Here is a 15,844-nt window from a genome sequence, read left to right as displayed (position 1 = left end):
TGGTTTGCAGACGGTCCAAAAGACTTGCTGCATAACAGAAAGGTCACAAAATGAGTACAGTCCATTCATCAATCGATCACCACCCCGATCTGATGGCACTACGTGCCAACTATGAGCGGGTTGCCGAGTCGATGACGGCACATGTCACGTTCGGCCTCACCCTGCTGGCGGGGTTGTATGTGGCGGCCTCACCGTGGATCGTCGGTTTCAGTGGGATGGGGGCACTCGCCACGTGCGACCTTGTGGTCGGGATCGCGGTGGCGTTCTTGGCCTATGGATTTGCGACGGCACTGGACCGGGCACACGGGATGACGTGGACCATTCCGGTACTAGGCCTGTGGGTCATCGTCTCGCCGTGGGTCGTACCCGGCCTCACGCTGACCGGCGGCGTGATCTGGTCGCACGTCGTCGCCGGTGCGCTGCTGACGTTCTTGGGTCTCAACGCCACCTACTTCGGCATGCGCACGCGCGACGCAACCACGCACGCATAGGTTCCTAGCTCCCGTCGGGCCGGGTTGGGACCGGGCCCGACGGGATCGCGCGGTCGCCCCAGGCGGCTAGCCGCAGACCGCGCCGCCCGCGGCCGAGCCGACCAATTTGACGTACTTGGCCAGCACCCCGGTCTTGTAGCGCGGCGGAGGAGGTGTGAAACCTTCTCGGCGGGAAGCGAATTCGTCATCGTCGACCAGCACGTCGAGGGTTCCGGCGGCAACGTCGAGCCGGATCCGGTCGCCATCGCGCACGAATGCGATCGGTCCGGCGTCGACCGCCTCCGGCGCGATGTGGCCGACGCACAGGCCGGTCGTCCCGCCGGAGAACCGGCCATCGGTGAGGAGCAGCACGTCCTTGCCGAGCCCAGCACCCTTGATCGCGCCGGTGATGGCCAGCATTTCGCGCATGCCGGGCCCGCCCTTGGGGCCCTCGTAGCGGATCACCACCGCGTCGCCGTTGGTGATGGTGCCGTCCTCGAGTGCGTCCAGGGCGGCTCGCTCACCGTCGAAAACCCTTGCGGTGCCTTCGATCACCTCGGAATCGAACCCGGCCGACTTCACCACCGCCCCCTCCGGGGCCAGGCTGCCGCGCAGGATGGTGATCCCCCCGGTCGGGTGGATCGGATTGTTCAGAGCGCGCAACACCTTGCCATCCGGGTCCGGGGGGTCGATGGCGGCAAGGTTCTCGGCCACCGTCTTGCCGGTCACTGTCAGGCAATCGCCGTGCAGCAGACCGGCATCCAACAACGCCCGCATCATCACCGGAACACCGCCGATGTGGTCGACATGCGTCATCACGTGCCGCCCAAATGGTTTGACGTCGGCCAGGTGCGGCACCTTGGAACCGATCCGGCTGAAATCGTCCAGTGAGAGCTCGACCTCGGCCTCGCGGGCGATGGCCAGCAGGTGCAGCACCGCGTTGGTCGAGCCGCCGAAGGCCATTACGACTGCGATCGCGTTCTCGAACGCCTCCTTGGTCAGGATGTCGCGCGCGGTAATGCCGCGCCGCAGCAGCCCAATGACCGCCTCGCCGCTGCGGCGCGCGAATCCGTCCCGGCGCCGATCGGTCGCCGGCGGCGCCGCGCTGCCGGGCAGCGACATACCCATCGCCTCGGCGGCGCTAGCCATCGTGTTGGCGGTGTACATGCCACCGCACGCACCCTCGCCCGGACAAATCGCGCGTTCGATGGCGTCGACGTCGTCGCGCGACATCAACCCGCGTGCGCATGCCCCCACGGCCTCGAACGCGTCGATAATCGTCACCTCGCGCTCGCTGCCGTCGGACAACTTGGCAACCCCCGGCAGAATGGAACCCGCGTAGAGAAACACCGAGGCCAGGTTCAGGCGCGCAGCGGCCATCAGCATGCCCGGCAGCGACTTGTCGCATCCGGCCAGCAGCACCGAACCGTCGAGCCGCTCGGCCTGCATCACGGTCTCGACGCTGTCCGCGATCACCTCGCGAGACACCAGCGAGAAATGCATGCCCTCGTGGCCCATCGAGATGCCGTCGGACACCGAGATGGTGCCGAACTCCAGCGGATATCCACCGGCGGCAAACACGCCTTCCTTGACCGCCTTGGCCAGCCGGTCCAGGGACAGGTTGCACGGGGTGATCTCGTTCCACGACGAACCGACACCGATCTGGGGCTTGGCGAAGTCGTCGTCGTCCATACCTATCGCACGCAGCATGCCGCGCGCGGCGGTCTTTTCCAGACCGTCGGTGACGTCACGACTGCGGGGTTTGATGTCGGCGGTTGCCGCGTCGGTGCTCAGGGCCATTGGTCAAGTATGCGCGGCCAGGACAAGCCAATTATCACTGCCCATACCCCGGCGGGGTATGGGGTATCGTAGACGGTGACACGCCACCTGACGTCGCGTACCTAACCGGGAGAGTTTGAGGCCGAGATGACGAGTCCATATGGATATTCGCAGCAAAAGGACAATTACGCCAAGCGGCTGCGGCGCATCGAGGGGCAGGTGCGGGGCATCGCCCGCATGATCGACGAGGACAAGTACTGCATCGACATCCTCACCCAGATCAGCGCCGTCAACAGCGCGCTCCGATCCGTGGCGCTCAATTTGCTGGATGAGCACCTCGGCCACTGCGTCACTCACGCGGTTGCCGAAGGTGGCAGCGACGCCGGCGACAAGCTGGCCGAAGCCTCCGCAGCAATCGCGCGGCTGGTTCGTTCCTGATCGGTGACCCAGTTGAGACGGTGTTGCTGAGCTAAGTTGGGCGAATCCGTTGTTGCGGTGCGTACGGTAAGGCAGTGTGATCGCATTAGGCACGACAACCCAGGAACTTGGGTACCCGGCCGATACCGACGCCATGACAGCCGAAACCGGAACTACCGCCGTTACCGCGCGAACGTGGACGCCACGTATCGCTGCGCAACTGGCGGTGCTCGCGGCGGCGGCCTTCATCTATGTCACGGCCGAACTGCTGCCGGTGGGGGCGCTCTCCGCGATCTCCCGTGATTTGCACGTCAGCGTCGTCTTCGTCGGAACCCTGCTGACCTGGTACGCCCTGGTCGCGGCGCTGACCACGGTGCCGCTGGTGCGCTGGACCGCACACTGGCCGCGGCGGCGCGCACTGATGCTCAGCCTGACCTGCCTGACCGCCTCGCAAGTGATCTCGGCGCTGGCGCCCAGCTTCGCGGTCCTGGCCGCCGGCCGGGTGCTGTGCGCCGTGACGCACGGATTGCTGTGGGCCGTGATCGCGCCGATCGCCACCCGCCTGGTGCCACCCAGCCATGCCGGGCGCGCGACCATGTCAATCTACGTCGGCACCAGCCTGGCGCTGGTGATCGGGAGCCCGCTGACGGCGGCGCTGAGCCTGATGTGGGGTTGGCGGCTGGCGGTGGTCTGCGTGACCGCCGCGGCGGCCATCGTCACGGTCGCCGCGCGGGCGATGCTGCCCGAGATGGTGCTCACCGAGGACCAGTTGGCCTGCGTCGGGCCCCGCTCGCGCCATCACCGCAACCCGCGGCTGATCATCGTCAGCCTGCTGGCAATGGTCGCGGTGACCGGCCACTTCGTGTCCTACACCTACATATCGGTGGTCATTCGCGACGTCGTAGGCGTCCGCGGGCCGAATCAGGCCTGGCTGCTGGCCGCCTACGGACTGGCCGGCCTGCTGTCGGTGCCCCTGGTGGCGCGCCCGCTGGACCGCCGGCCGCGCAGCGCCGTCATCCTGTGTATGACCGGGCTGACCGGAGCCTTCGTGGTGCTGACCGCGCTGGCTTTCGGCGACCGCACCACCGCGGCCACCGCGTTGATCGGCACTGCCGCGATCGTGCTGTGGGGCGCCATGGCCACCGCGGTGTCGCCGATGATGCAATCCGCGGCGATGCGCAACGGCGCCGACGACCCCGACGGGGCCTCCGGACTGTATGTGACGGCGTTCCAGGTGGGCATCATGGCGGGCTCGCTGTCCGGCGGTCTGCTCTACGAGCAGAGCGTCGCGCTGATGCTGACCGCCTCGGCCGGACTGATGGGCGTCGCGCTGGTCGGCATTGCCGCCAACCGGCGGATGCTCGACGTTGCTCCGTGAAGCTCACTGGACTCATAATTCGGCAGGTCAGCGCCGCGAATTGAGGCCCTGGCGGGTGTCGCGCCCGGCGCGAATTAGGTAGCTCGTAACGCCGCTATGCCACACTGGGGCCAGCAACTGACTGGAGGTATGCATATGTCGGGCTGGACGAGGGCAAGCCTCTTCGCGGCTCTGAACGCGGCCGCAACAGCCGCGGTGCTGGTGCTCAGCGCCGGCCCCGCCTCGGCGGATCCGGACCCCGGCGACCCGGGTGTGGTCGCCGCACCGCCGGCTCCGGCTCCACCGCCCTTCCAGCTGCCCCCGCTGCCGGGCTTGCCGCCCCCACCGGGTGACCCGTCGGCTCCGCCGCCCGGCGATCCGGCGGCCCCGCCGCCGCTCGCGCCGTGGGCACCGCCCGGCGTGGTGCCGGCCGCCGCGGGTACCGCCGAGGGACAGGACCCCACCCCGTTCACGGGCACGGCGCCGTTCGGGACCCCGACGTTCGTACCCAAGACCGGCTCAACGGTGGGGGTCGGCCAGCCGATCATCATCAACTTCCCGGGCCGCGTCGACGACGCCGGAGCGGCGCAGGCTGCCGTGCATGTGTCGTCCATCCCGCCGGTGCCCGGCAAGTTCTACTGGATGACCCCCACGCAGTTGCGTTGGCGCCCGCTCAACTTCTGGCCCGCCAACACGACGGTGAACATCGACGCTGGCGGCACCAAATCGAGCTTCCGGACTGGGGACCAGCTGATCGCCACGGCCGACGACGCCACCCACCAGCTCACGGTCACCCGTAACGGGGCGGTGGAGAAGACCATCCCGATGTCGATGGGCATGACCGCCGGTAACCACCAAACCCCGAACGGCACGTACTACGTGCAGGAGAAGATGCCCTCGGTGGTGATGGACTCCTCCACCTACGGCGTCCCGGTCAACTCGACGTACGGGTACAAGGTGACCGTCACCGACGCCGTCCGATTCGACAACGTCGGCGACTTCGTGCACAGCGCACCGTGGTCGGTTGATGACCAGGGCAAGCGCGATGTCAGCCACGGCTGCATCAACATCAGCCCCAGCAACGCACGGTGGTTCTTCGACAACTTCGGGCCGGGTGACCCCATTATCGTGAAGAACTCGAGCGGTGGCTCCTACAAGAAGAACGACGGCTCCAGCGACTGGATCACCAACTAGACCGTTCCCTGGACCGTCACGCCGTCGGCGAGCCGACGTGGTTCGTCACCACGAGACGGTCCTCGGCGGTCGGTGTCGGAGCGCCGGCCCGGCCCGCCGACCGCTGGCCGTCGAGCGAGCCCTGATTCGGTTCGCTCCCATCGTGATTCGTACGCAGGATCGCGGGCCGGCTCATGTCGACGGACAGGCTGAAGATATCCGCGCGGTTGTAGGTCCCGACGATGTCGTGCGCCTGCTTGGCGACGACCTCGGTCTGCAGGTCGACCTCGGCGTGCAGGATCCCGTCCGGCTGGGTCAGCGGCCCGGCGACCACCTGGCCGTTGGGCCCGATCACCATTGCGGCCGGAGGCGTTGCGGTCAAAGCCTTTTCGATGCGGGCGTCGCCGCCAGAGACCGCGCGCAGTGCCGTCTCGTCCAGGGCGGTCGCCGCGACCACGACGAACACCTTGCCCTCGAACGCGTGACTGGCGCTGCGTAGCCGGATCAGCTCGGCGAGGTCGTAATCGAAGTTCTCCGACCGGCCGTCGAATGGCCACGCCGGTGGATAGGTCGCGATGTGCAGCCGTTCTCCCTGCGCGAGCAAGGTGAACCGCGCGAGCGTATTGGTGTTCTCGCCACAGATCAGCGCGCCCAGGCGCCAGCCGCCGAGTTCGACTGGCCGCAGATCGTGGGCGTCGCCGTGTGACCAGGTCAGCCGCTCGTAGTAGGTGGCCACCAGCTTGCGACGATGATTCACCAATCGGCCGGTCGGGTCGAATATCAGATTCGAGTTCCACAGTTGCCCAAGGCTGTTCGGGTTGCGCTCGTTGATCCCCACGGACAACGTCACCCCATGGGTGCGGGCAATCCGGCCGAGTCGCTCGGTGTGTGGGCTGGGGACGACGATCGACTGGGCGACGAGGCGTTCGTGCCATTCGTGTTGATCGATCGGAGGCAGCACAGCAGTCCAGATCGGGAATCCGGCGAGAAACGCCTCACCGAATACGACCAACTGCGCGCCGTCTCGAGCGGCGGACGCGACCAGGTCCTCCACCTTGTCGAGACTGGCCGGCAGATCGAGAAAGACAGGCGCAGCGTTAACTGCGGCAACGGCCACCTTCGGGAGGTCGAGTGCTGACATGGCATTGCCCTTTCTCGAGAATGTTCTGATTCATCGACATTGCCTGGAATTTTGCTCGATTCGCGAAACCCACTCTATCCGCAGGCAAGAGGCTGTCAAACGAATTGTGCGGCCGTGGATCCGGGCTCGATTGTCGACATTTCTCGACAACGATCGACGGCGGGAAACGCTATGGTGATTGGCCAATCACGTAATAGGTAAAAGCTTTCACTGGAAAGTTGCCGATGGTGTGGTGCCGCTTATAGTGATGCACAACACGATTCAGGGCACGGCTCATCTACCACGTCTCCACTACGTCGACGTCTCTCGACATCCCTACTCTTCGTTGAATTCGGAGGTTCACGTGTCACAGCCAAAAACGAGTGGCGCACCGCAACCGGGCGCTGGTGCGCCTGCTACGTCGCTGTTGACACCGAATAATGGCCACTCAGTGAACAATTCGACAACAATAGGGTCTGATTCTGATCCGACGGTGCAAGCAACACCGAGCCTTGACGACTTCGTCCGGATGCAGTCCGACCCGGCGTTCCAGGATCTGCGACACCGGCTGCGCCGGTTCGTGTTTCCGATGACGGCGTTCTTCCTCGTCTGGTACCTGAGCTACATGCTGCTCGCCACGTACGTCCCTGGGTTCATGGCGACGAGGGTGTTCGGCGACATCAATATCGGTGTGGTGCTTGGCTTCGGCCAATTCGCCAGCACCTTTGTGATCACCTTCTGCTACGTGAAGTTCGCCGGCCGCACTCTCGATCCGCGGGCTGCCGCCATCCGCGCCGAGCTCGAAGGTGCCGGCGAGTGACGACGACCTTGGCGGCTGCTGCCAGCGTCGGAAACCCATTGGTCAACATCGCTGTCTTCGCGGTCTTCGTCGCCGGGTCGATGGCTTTGGTGATCCGCGCTGGTCGAACGACTAAGCGGGCCACCGACTTTTACACCGGAGGCGGTGAATTTTCCGGCGCGCAAAATGGATTCGCGATCGCCGGTGACTACCTGTCGGCCGCGTCCTTCCTCGGTGTGTCCGGTGCCATCGCGATCTACGGGTACGACGGATTCCTCTACTCGATCGGCTTTTTGGTGGCCTGGCTATTGGCCCTGTTGCTGGTCGCGGAGTTGCTACGCAACACCGGTCGCTTCACGATGGCCGACGTGCTGAGCTTCCGGCTCAAGCAACGCCCCGTCCGCATGGCTGCCGCCCTGTCGACACTGATGGTCTCGCTGTTCTACCTACTGGCGCAGATGGCCGGTGCCGGCGGTTTGGTCGCGCTACTGCTTGACGTCCGGAGCCGCACCGGCCAGTCGATCGTGGTCGCATTGGTCGGTGTATTGATGATCGCCTACGTGCTCATCGGCGGGATGAAGGGCACCACCTATGTGCAGATGGTGAAAGCCGTTCTACTGGTCACCGGGGCGGCGATCATGTTCCTGCTGGTGGTGCTCGCGGTCCGCGGCAATTTCTCCCAGCTGCTCGCCAATGCCCAAGCGGTGGTTGATCATTCGACCAACGACGCCGTCGCCGGTCACAACGTGTTGGCGCCCGGCGCCAAGTACGGCGCAAATCACGTCACCAAACTGGACTTCCTGTCACTGGGAGTCGCGCTGGTGCTGGGAACGGCTGGCCTGCCGCATGTGCTGATGCGCTTTTACACCGTTCCCACCGCCAAGGAGGCCCGCCGCTCGGTCAGCTGGGCGATCAGCTTGATTGGGGTGTTCTATCTGTTTTCGTTGGCCATCGGCTACGGTGCGGCCTGGTTGGTCGGCCCGGACGTGATTCTGGCGACCGCCGGCAAAGAGAACTCCGCCGCGCCGCTACTGGCCTTCAAGCTGGGCGGAACGATTTTCCTGGGCGTGATCTCGGCCGTCGCGTTCGCGACGATCCTGGCGGTGGTAGCCGGCCTGGCGATCACCGCGGCCACCTCATTCGCCCACGACATCTACGCCGGTGTGATCAAACGGGGGGCCGCCTCCGAGGAGCAACAGGTGCGCGTGTCGCGGATGATGGTCGTCGTGATCGGCGTGCTAGCCATCGTTCTCGGAATCCTTGCGCTGGGCCAGAATGTAGCGTTCTTGGTGGCCCTGGCGTTTGCCGTCGCCGCCTCGGCGAACCTGCCCACGCTGCTGTACTCGTTGTTCTGGAAGAAGTTCAACACCGTGGGCGCCCTGTTCAGCATCTACGGCGGGCTGCTCAGTTGCCTGGTACTCATCGTCTTCTCGCCGGCGGTCTCCGGGAATCGCTCCGCGATGTTCCCGCACGCCAACTTCGCCTGGTTCCCGCTGGCGAACCCGGGCATCGTCAGCATTCCGCTGGCATTCCTGCTGGGCATCATCGGTACCTACGTCGGGCGTGGTATGTCGGAAGACCCCGCCAAGCAAGCCGAGATGGAGGTTCGCTCCCTCACCGGCGTCGGTGTGGAAAAGGTGCTCGTCCATTGACCCGGAGCCAACCGGAGCACTTGATGGGACAGTTTCGCGATGTGGGCCGAACTCGTTGAGGCCGGGTTGGAACCGAAAGAGGCTCGGTTCTACCTGTCCGCGCTCAATATGGATTCGGCCACCATTGCCCAACTCGCCGAGGCGTCGCGGATCAGCCGCACCAACGCCTACGACATCGCCAAGCGCCTGGCTCAGCGGGGCCTGATCTCACTGATCGAAGGCGGCAGCCACCGCGACGACCCAAATGCCAGTGGACGCCCCAGAACCATTGTGCGAGCTGAGGATCCGCAACGGTTGCTGGACGAATGGAGTCAGCGACGTCGGGTACTGGAATCGGTGGTGCCCCAGCTGCGTGCCTTCCACGCCAAGGCCGGCACGGCTCCACGGGTGCGATATCTGGAGGGCGCGAGCGGCATCAGGACGGCGCTGTTCGAGACGCTGGACTGGCCCTCGCCGCTGCGCGGCGTGTTGTCGATGCGCGACCTGTTGAGCGTGCCCGGCGTCGAGGCGATGGAGGAGTACATTGCCGGCCGCCGCGAGCGTCAGTTGTGGCTGCACGTGCTGCGCTCGCCCGAGAAGGACCTGCCGGGTGGGTGGCCCAGCAGCGTCGAGGACTATCGCCGTACCCGGTATGTGCCCGCCGAATACGTCTTCACGATGTCGACAATCATCGGCGACGTGTCGGCGGCGATGCTCTCGTCCCGGCGTGAGAACTTCGCCCTGGTGGTGGAGAGCCTCGAGTACGTCGAGATGCAACGCAATCTGCACGAGGTGTTGTGGGCGGTGGCCGCCCACGATACGGCGCCGAGCGGTCGCACCGCCTGACTCCCACTGACTCGCGCCGGGGCTTTCGCCGCCACGAGTTACGTTGATTTCCAGAAACATTACGGCGCCGGACGCGAGATCGTGCCTGCAATACACCTGGTGGTGTGCCATGCCGTGGGGTCGAAACCACCCCTAACAAGGGTGAGCGGTACGACGCCGTGGCCGGCGACGCCGAAATTCAGTAGCACACCAGCTCCATCGGTGAGATTCACTGGTTGGCTGGGCGTTCCGAATAGGTCGGCTGGAAATCTGCTGTGCATAGGCAATCTACGGTTGTCGAACGCTTCCGTTCCGGCTTGACTGTCGTGAAGTGGACGTGCGTTGTCAGAATCGATTCACCAGGGTCTGTCAGCGGCCCATCGTCTCGGGGCGCACCACACGGTGCGCTGCTGGTGGCGCGCGAACGGTTTCCTGCAGAGCAGACAGGCCTGACTTGGCCAATCGTGCGGCGGGAAGTGACGGCTGGGGAGGACTGTACGTGACCGTCGGCCGCCGGGCGTGATCGTTGAGTCGACCGGAGCTAATCTGAAAATGTCTGTACGCCTGGGTAATTAGCTTTATAGACACCGAATCGCTCAAGAATTTCAACGAACACTGAGTCGTTATGCGTGCCGCGTGGCTCGACTGTCATGCCACATCGCCGGGAAAGGTAGATATCGCGTGGCGTCTTCGCATCGGATCGCGGTATGGGACCCGGAAGACGCCGCTGCCTGGCACGCGGGCAACAAGGTCATCGCTCGCCGAAACTTGATCTGGCAAGTCGTGAACGTCCACGTCGCATTTTCGATCTGGTACCTGTGGTCGGTGCTGGTGCTGTTCATGCCGCAGTCCGTCTACGGCTTCTCGACTGGTGACAAACTGCTGGTGGGTGCTACCGCATCCCTCGTGGGAGCCCTTGTCCGTATCCCGTATTCGATCGCTGCCAACTGGTTCGGCGGCCGCAACTGGACGATCTTTTCGTCGCTGGTGCTGCTGATCCCCACCGTCGGGGCGATGGTGCTGCTGGCTCATCCCGGGTTACCGCTGTGGCCGTACCTGGTGTGCGCCGCATTCACGGGTTTGGGGGGCGGCAATTACTCGGCCTCCCTGGCCAAGGTCGACGGACTATTCCCTCAGCGGCTCAAAGGTTTTACCCTCGGCCTGACTGGGGGGATGGCCAATCTGGGGTCGGCCGGCATCCAAGCCGTTGGACTCGTAGTGCTGGCCATCGCGGGGCATCGGGCGCCGTACTGGGTATGCGCGACATATCTTGTCCTGCTGGCCTTCGGTGGCGTCGGCGCGGTGCTGTTCATGGACAATGTAGTCGCGCATCGCGCCGGCATCTCGCTAGCCAACTTGCGATCGATTCTCGTAGTGCCCGACACGTGGGCTATCTCATACTTCTACATGTGCGCCTCGGGGTCGTTCCTCGGATTTGCCTTCGCCTTTGGGCAAGTGCTGATGCGCAGCTTTTCCGCCAGCGGCGAAACCCATTGGCAGGCATCGCTGCACGCCGCCGAGGTTGCCTTCATCGGGCCCTTGTTGGGGTCGCTGGCACGGATCGCCGGCGGCAAACTGAGCGACCGTTTCGGAGGCGCCCGGATAACGCTCGTGGTTTTCAGCGGCGCCATCCTGGCGGGATCCTTCCTCGTCGGAGTCAGCGCCCACGACGACCTTGCGCGCAATCACGGTCGTGCCGTTGCGGTCGACACGACAATCGGCTACATCATCGGATTTGTTACGTTGTTTGTCTGTTGTGGCGCGGCGAAGGGGTCGGTGTACAAGTTGATTCCCTCGGTTTTCGAAGCGCGTAGCCGCGCGCTGAATATCGGCGACGCCGAGCGCCGCGATTGGTCGCGGGTCAGGTCTTCGGCTCTGATTGGAGTCGCAGGTGCGTTTGGCGCGCTCGGCGGCGTGGGGATCGACTTGGCGCTCCGGCAGTCCTATGACGCGGCGGGCACGGAAACGCCGGCGTTCTGGGCCTTCCTGGTGTGCTATGCCTTCGCGGCCGTGTCCGTCTGGGTCGGTTATGTGCGGCCCGAGCGGACCCGTGCGGCCAAGGACCAGCAAAGTGCAGGCGCATACCGCGACGACGAGGAATTGACGCTGCGAGGCCGCTAAAAGTCAATCAAGGTTCCACTGAAGCTCGGCTAATTGCGCGGCCGTTTCGACGCCTTGGTGCATGGGCCCGATCGGGTGATGGTCGGGCCGTGTCGGCGTCTGCGCAGGCCTTGGCGACTGGACCGCACACGTGGCGAAAAGGCCAGGAACCACGCACTCAGAACACAGCCAACAGTAAGCTTGCTGATACACAATAATAATCACGGCGAGTAAAAATAGAGGCAGATGACTGCACATCGAACCGACATGGCGGCGGTTCGATGAAGTTTGCCAGCGTCTTTTTCTCAGCGCCAACGCCGGGCGATTTGTGTGCGTCTTTTGCGAATGAAGGACAAGGAAGGCGATCTACCGTGGATAACCAGCTGCTTGCACCGACCAGGGTTCTCAGGGATTACCTCTCCGACTCGAGGGTGTGGGAGGATTTCCTCTCACAGGGCGGATTTGTCGAGCGAGATATAGTCGTCGTGGACCCGTTCAAGGCGGGCACCACCTGGACCCAGCGCATCGTCCAGCAAATTCTGCACAACGGCGAGGACCAAGAGGGTGGTCTGTCGGATACGTCTCCGTGGCTCGACTCCAGCTGGGGGGATCACGCGGGGATGCTCAAAGTGTTGAAGGTGCAGCGCGAAGCCGGGTTGCGGCGGGTGATGAAGTCACATCTGCCCGCGGATGCACTTCCGATCGCGCCCGAGGCCCGATATGTGTTCGTGGGTAGGAACGGCAAGGACATCGGAATAAGCTTTCACAACTATCTATACAATTTCTCCGAGCCGACCATGAAGGAAATCAACAAGATTCACGCCGAGTGGTCAGGTGACCCGACACCTCTTGTTATTCCCGAGGACATGCGGAAGTTCTTCGATTGGTGGCTAGACACTAACGGGTGTGAGTGCTGCGATCTCCTCGACATCGTGGAGTCGTGGTGGGCGCTGCGCGACGCGCCGAACGTCTTGCTCCTGCATTACCAACAGCTGAAAAACAACCTGCCCGGCGAAATCGACCGGCTGGCAAGGTTTTTGTCCATCGATCCGGCTTCGCTTCGCATGGACGCCATCGTCGAGCATTGTTCGTTCGACTATATGAGCGCCAGGGCCGAGAAGATGGCGCCATTTGGCGGTGCTCACATGTCCAGCGCCAAGGCCTTCTTTCACAAGGGGCTCAAGCGCGACCACCGCACCGAGTTGACTCCGGCACAAGTCGAGCGATTCGACCGCGTTGCGCTAGCAAAGCTGGGCGCGGAATGCGCTCACTGGCTTGAGACCGGTCAAATGCCTTCCGCGCGCTAAACACCCAGAACGAGTGGGAGCCAATCAAGGACCCAGGGTCTATGGCTGATCGAGCTCTGGCACCCCGTGCTGACCTTGCCATGGATGGTATAGCGGTGCTCTGCATAGGGGCGATTGCGACCCTAGCGCAAGCGAGCGGCTGGTATTACCTGGCTTTCCCTGGACTCGGGGCGATTTCGCACGATGTATTGACCCGCCCCTGGGGGAAGTGGGCGAGCCAGCCGGTGCGACTGATCCTGACACCGGTGTTGGCGGCCGTTGTGGGTACCGGGATTAGCCGGAAACTGCCCTACCATGCGCTGACCATCATGCTTGTCGTGACGGCGTGTCTGGTTCTGCTCAAAGCACTTAAATCACATATGGTTCCGGCCGTTTCGGCCGGCGTACTGCCGATCGTGTTGGATGTCAAAAACTGGCTCTATCCGGCATCGATCGGGCTCGGGCTGGTTGCTCTGAGCGGCATCTTGTTGCCGTGGCGCAGCTACTATCGCCGCAAATACCATGCGTCCTTGCAGGTTTCGGATGTGGACCTCGACGACGTATTCGAAACACGGCCAACCGGGGGAAAATGGATATTACCCTTTTTCCTGTTTCTCGCGGTGATGGCATCGTGCGCAACGGCGTCCGGGCTTCGCTTGATGTTGATTCCGCCGCTCATTGTGATGGCCTACGAGATGTTCGCCCATCCCACTTCGTGTCCCTGGGCCGGAAAACCGTTGGCTCTTCCAGTCGCGTGTGTTCTCATCTCGGGTGCGGGGTTGGTTGCCGTCAGCGTGCAGCCAATTAATGGCATTGCGGCCGGCTTCGACATGGCGTTCGGCATTGTGGTCCTTCGCGTGTTGAAGATTCACATGCCGCCCGCGCTGGCGGTCGGGCTTCTTCCGCTCGTTATCCATTCGCCCGGGATCAGCTATCCGGTCTGCGTGGGTATCGGCACCGCCGCCTTGACGCTCACCTTCCTGCTCTACCGCCGCTGGGTGCTCGCACCGAGGGCTGGCCGTGGGCAATGCCTCGATCGAGTAAGGAGTTCGCGGTGTCCAATGCGCAATTGACCGCCATTGTCTTCGTTTTACTTCTACTCGTCGGACTGGCTCAGTTGCTGGGGTATCTGTTCATCAAGCTTCGCCAGCCGAAAGTGGTGGGAGAAATCCTTGCCGGAGTCGTCGTTGGCCCCGCGCTGCTCGGTCGGCTGCCCTTCATGGCGCAGATCTTCGAAAACGCCAGGCACCCGGGCCACATCTTGACCTTCGTCTATTGGTTAGGGCTGCTGCTGCTGATGTTTCTCTCCGGCAGCGAGATGCAGCAACTCTTCGGTCGCGGCGAGCGCCGCGCGGTGAGTTGGCTCATCGTGGTAGGTACCGGGACGCCGTTTGTGCTGGGGCTGGCATTCGGGCCGCACCTGGTTAGCTCGAGCATGGCGGGTCCACACGGGAATCGCTTGTCGCTCATCATTATTTTGGCAGTCGGTGTCGCGGTCACGTCGGTACCGGTGGTGTCGAAGATCTTCGCTGACCTGAAGATCCTGCACACCCGATTCGCACGGCTCGTTCTCGGCGTTGCCGTGCTCGAAGACATCGTGCTTTGGCTGGCGTTGGCGGTCGCAACTGCCGTCGCCGGAAAGACGACGCTGCAGCCATGGCAGCTGTTTTCGCACCTATTGGTGACGGTCGCCTATTTCGTAGTCGGGCTCACGATCGCTCCGCGAGTCGTCAAACGCGTCAACACGGCCCGCTGGAACGCATTTGCACAGCAGTCGCCCACCGGCTACGTGATTGCCGTCCTGCTCGCCTACTGCGCGGTCGCCGGAGCGCTCGACGTGAACCTGGTCTTCGCGGCATTCCTGGCCGGCTTCGCGGTCGTGCACCGCAAGCGCAAGATCTTCGCCGACGCAGTCGAGGCGATCAGCAAAGTGTCCTTCGCGTTCTTCATCCCCGTCTATTTCGCGGTCGTCGGCCTGAAGCTCGACCTCGTCCGCGGCGTCTCTTTGCCGATGATCGCCGTCTTCATTGTCGGCACCTGCGCGATCAAAGTGATGTCGGTGTCGCTCGCGGGCCGGCTTGCCGGCTTTCGGGGACTCGAACTGATCAACCTCGGCATCACCACCAACGCCCGTGGCGGGCCGGGCATCGTATTGGCCAGTGTCGCTTTCGACACCGGCATCATCAGCTCGAAGTTCTATACAACGCTGGTGATCGCGGCGGTTCTCACGTCGCAACTCGCCGGTGCCTGGCTCGACTACGTGCTACGTAAAGGCTGGTTACTGTTGCGATCCGACGGTCAAGAAATAGCGCCGAGGCTATCGAACGAAGATCTCTCGGCCGCTTGACGCCTCACGAATTCCAGAGTTGTTGTGGATAGCGAAATTTCGCGAGGTCATCGCGAAGTTCGATCAATGATTGATCTTGACGTCAACCGGCTAGCGGGGCACTTCGGCGGCTGGTCGGCTTCGGCCACTCGCCTTGGCGTGCCACTGCGCGGCCTCAGATCGGCGCAATTGTGTTCAATTGAAATCGCTTTGATGCACAGCAAGTTAGCAGCAGATGCCACTGAGGTGATACAGCCAACTGTGCGACTTTGTCGTCCTGGGGCCTCTGGCTTTCTCGCGGCACACGTCGCGGCCGGCCAACTGCCGTGCAGCAACAAGGTCGACTGGCGGGCGAACGAAGGAATTCATGGGGATCAACTACGAAATATCGACTGCTGCTTTATATCCCACTCGTGACGATGGTCCTCGAGCAATTACTTGACGAACTTCGGCCGTCATCGTGTGCTCCCCGCCCACAGCATGCCCGAACCTGCCGACGGTCCAAAGAGTAGTCGCCGAAGCAGTGTCGGTCGAGACAACACAACGGTGAAGATCGTTGCA

The 15,844-nt window shown here is 63.5% G+C and carries 13 protein-coding genes; 11 read left to right on the top strand and 2 right to left on the bottom strand.

The genetic code is table 11. The features are described 5' to 3' along the window. Window positions 1-50: 50 nt before the first annotated feature. Window positions 51-491, top strand: a complete 441-nt coding sequence (locus G6N33_RS10420; protein WP_044509406.1) for an SPW repeat protein — start codon at window positions 51-53, stop codon at window positions 489-491. Between the two features lie 66 nt (window positions 492-557). On the opposite strand, the gene ilvD is transcribed toward G6N33_RS10420, so the two are convergent. Continuing rightward, complete coding sequence (gene ilvD, locus G6N33_RS10415; RefSeq protein ID WP_044509407.1) at window positions 558-2,270, bottom strand: dihydroxy-acid dehydratase; 1,713 nt, start codon at window positions 2,268-2,270, stop codon at window positions 558-560. A gap of 126 nt (window positions 2,271-2,396) precedes the next feature. Between ilvD and ricR the strand changes: the two genes are divergently transcribed. The 3 genes from ricR to G6N33_RS10400 all read left to right on the top strand — a co-directional run bounded on the left by ricR (window position 2,397) and on the right by G6N33_RS10400 (window position 5,217). After that, a complete protein-coding gene (ricR, locus tag G6N33_RS10410) occupies window positions 2,397-2,687 on the top strand; it encodes a copper-sensing transcriptional repressor RicR (RefSeq protein ID WP_044509408.1) in 291 nt (96 codons plus the stop codon). 133 nt (window positions 2,688-2,820) lie between these two features. Further along, the gene (locus G6N33_RS10405; protein WP_044509409.1) at window positions 2,821-4,044 is read left to right on the top strand and encodes an MFS transporter; all 1,224 of its coding nucleotides are present in this window, start codon (window positions 2,821-2,823) and stop codon (window positions 4,042-4,044) included. 135 nt (window positions 4,045-4,179) lie between these two features. Continuing rightward, window positions 4,180-5,217: a L,D-transpeptidase gene (locus tag G6N33_RS10400; protein ID WP_101528401.1), complete on the top strand. Its 1,038-nt coding sequence runs from the start codon at window positions 4,180-4,182 to the stop codon at window positions 5,215-5,217. A gap of 16 nt (window positions 5,218-5,233) precedes the next feature. Here the strand turns inward: G6N33_RS10400 and G6N33_RS10395 are convergent, their stop codons facing one another. Further along, window positions 5,234-6,337, bottom strand: a complete 1,104-nt coding sequence (locus tag G6N33_RS10395) for a carbon-nitrogen hydrolase family protein (RefSeq protein WP_044509412.1) — start codon at window positions 6,335-6,337, stop codon at window positions 5,234-5,236. 508 nt (window positions 6,338-6,845) lie between these two features. Here G6N33_RS10395 and G6N33_RS10390 point away from each other — a divergent pair. The 7 genes from G6N33_RS10390 (at window position 6,846) to G6N33_RS10360 (ending at window position 15,304) form a co-directional block, all read left to right on the top strand. Beyond that, window positions 6,846-7,136: a DUF485 domain-containing protein gene (locus tag G6N33_RS10390; RefSeq protein WP_081662149.1), complete on the top strand. Its 291-nt coding sequence runs from the start codon at window positions 6,846-6,848 to the stop codon at window positions 7,134-7,136. Then, on the top strand, window positions 7,133-8,767 hold the full coding sequence (locus G6N33_RS10385) for a solute symporter family protein (RefSeq protein ID WP_044509413.1): 1,635 nt from the start codon (window positions 7,133-7,135) through the stop codon (window positions 8,765-8,767). Before G6N33_RS10390 ends, G6N33_RS10385 begins: the two co-directional genes overlap by 4 nt. A gap of 39 nt (window positions 8,768-8,806) precedes the next feature. After that, on the top strand, window positions 8,807-9,592 hold the full coding sequence (locus G6N33_RS10380) for a TrmB family transcriptional regulator (protein WP_044509414.1): 786 nt from the start codon (window positions 8,807-8,809) through the stop codon (window positions 9,590-9,592). Window positions 9,593-10,252: 660 nt separating this feature from the next. After that, window positions 10,253-11,692 (top strand): MFS transporter, encoded by a 1,440-nt coding sequence (locus G6N33_RS10375; RefSeq protein WP_081662150.1) that lies wholly within the window; start codon window positions 10,253-10,255, stop codon window positions 11,690-11,692. A 350-nt stretch (window positions 11,693-12,042) separates the two neighbouring features. Continuing rightward, complete coding sequence (locus G6N33_RS10370) at window positions 12,043-12,978, top strand: sulfotransferase domain-containing protein (protein ID WP_231382537.1); 936 nt, start codon at window positions 12,043-12,045, stop codon at window positions 12,976-12,978. Window positions 12,979-13,019: 41 nt separating this feature from the next. Then, on the top strand, window positions 13,020-14,030 hold the full coding sequence (locus G6N33_RS10365; protein WP_044509415.1) for a hypothetical protein: 1,011 nt from the start codon (window positions 13,020-13,022) through the stop codon (window positions 14,028-14,030). Then, window positions 14,012-15,304 (top strand): cation:proton antiporter, encoded by a 1,293-nt coding sequence (locus G6N33_RS10360; protein WP_044509416.1) that lies wholly within the window; start codon window positions 14,012-14,014, stop codon window positions 15,302-15,304. The genes G6N33_RS10365 and G6N33_RS10360 overlap by 19 nt, the downstream gene beginning before the upstream one ends. Window positions 15,305-15,844 lie beyond the last annotated feature (540 nt).

Source organism: Mycobacterium simiae (assembly GCF_010727605.1).
Taxonomy (GTDB): domain Bacteria; phylum Actinomycetota; class Actinomycetes; order Mycobacteriales; family Mycobacteriaceae; genus Mycobacterium; species Mycobacterium simiae.
The sequence above is the reverse complement of the archived record's forward strand: the minus strand, read 5'-3'. Positions and strand labels throughout refer to the sequence as shown.

Bases quoted from the DNA above. Each gene is read 5' to 3' on its own strand.
- G6N33_RS10390 (WP_081662149.1), top strand. From the start codon at position 6,846: ATGCAGTCCGACCCGGCGTTCCAGGATCTGCGACACCGGCTGCGCCGG.
- G6N33_RS10365 (WP_044509415.1), top strand. From the start codon at position 13,020: ATGGCTGATCGAGCTCTGGCACCCCGTGCTGACCTTGCCATGGATGGT.
- ilvD (WP_044509407.1), bottom strand. From the start codon at position 2,270: ATGGCCCTGAGCACCGACGCGGCAACCGCCGACATCAAACCCCGCAGT.
- G6N33_RS10395 (WP_044509412.1), bottom strand. From the start codon at position 6,337: ATGTCAGCACTCGACCTCCCGAAGGTGGCCGTTGCCGCAGTTAACGCT.
- ricR (WP_044509408.1), top strand. From the start codon at position 2,397: ATGACGAGTCCATATGGATATTCGCAGCAAAAGGACAATTACGCCAAG.
- G6N33_RS10400 (WP_101528401.1), top strand. From the start codon at position 4,180: ATGTCGGGCTGGACGAGGGCAAGCCTCTTCGCGGCTCTGAACGCGGCC.
- G6N33_RS10405 (WP_044509409.1), top strand. From the start codon at position 2,821: ATGACAGCCGAAACCGGAACTACCGCCGTTACCGCGCGAACGTGGACG.
- G6N33_RS10420 (WP_044509406.1), top strand. From the start codon at position 51: ATGAGTACAGTCCATTCATCAATCGATCACCACCCCGATCTGATGGCA.
- G6N33_RS10380 (WP_044509414.1), top strand. From the start codon at position 8,807: ATGTGGGCCGAACTCGTTGAGGCCGGGTTGGAACCGAAAGAGGCTCGG.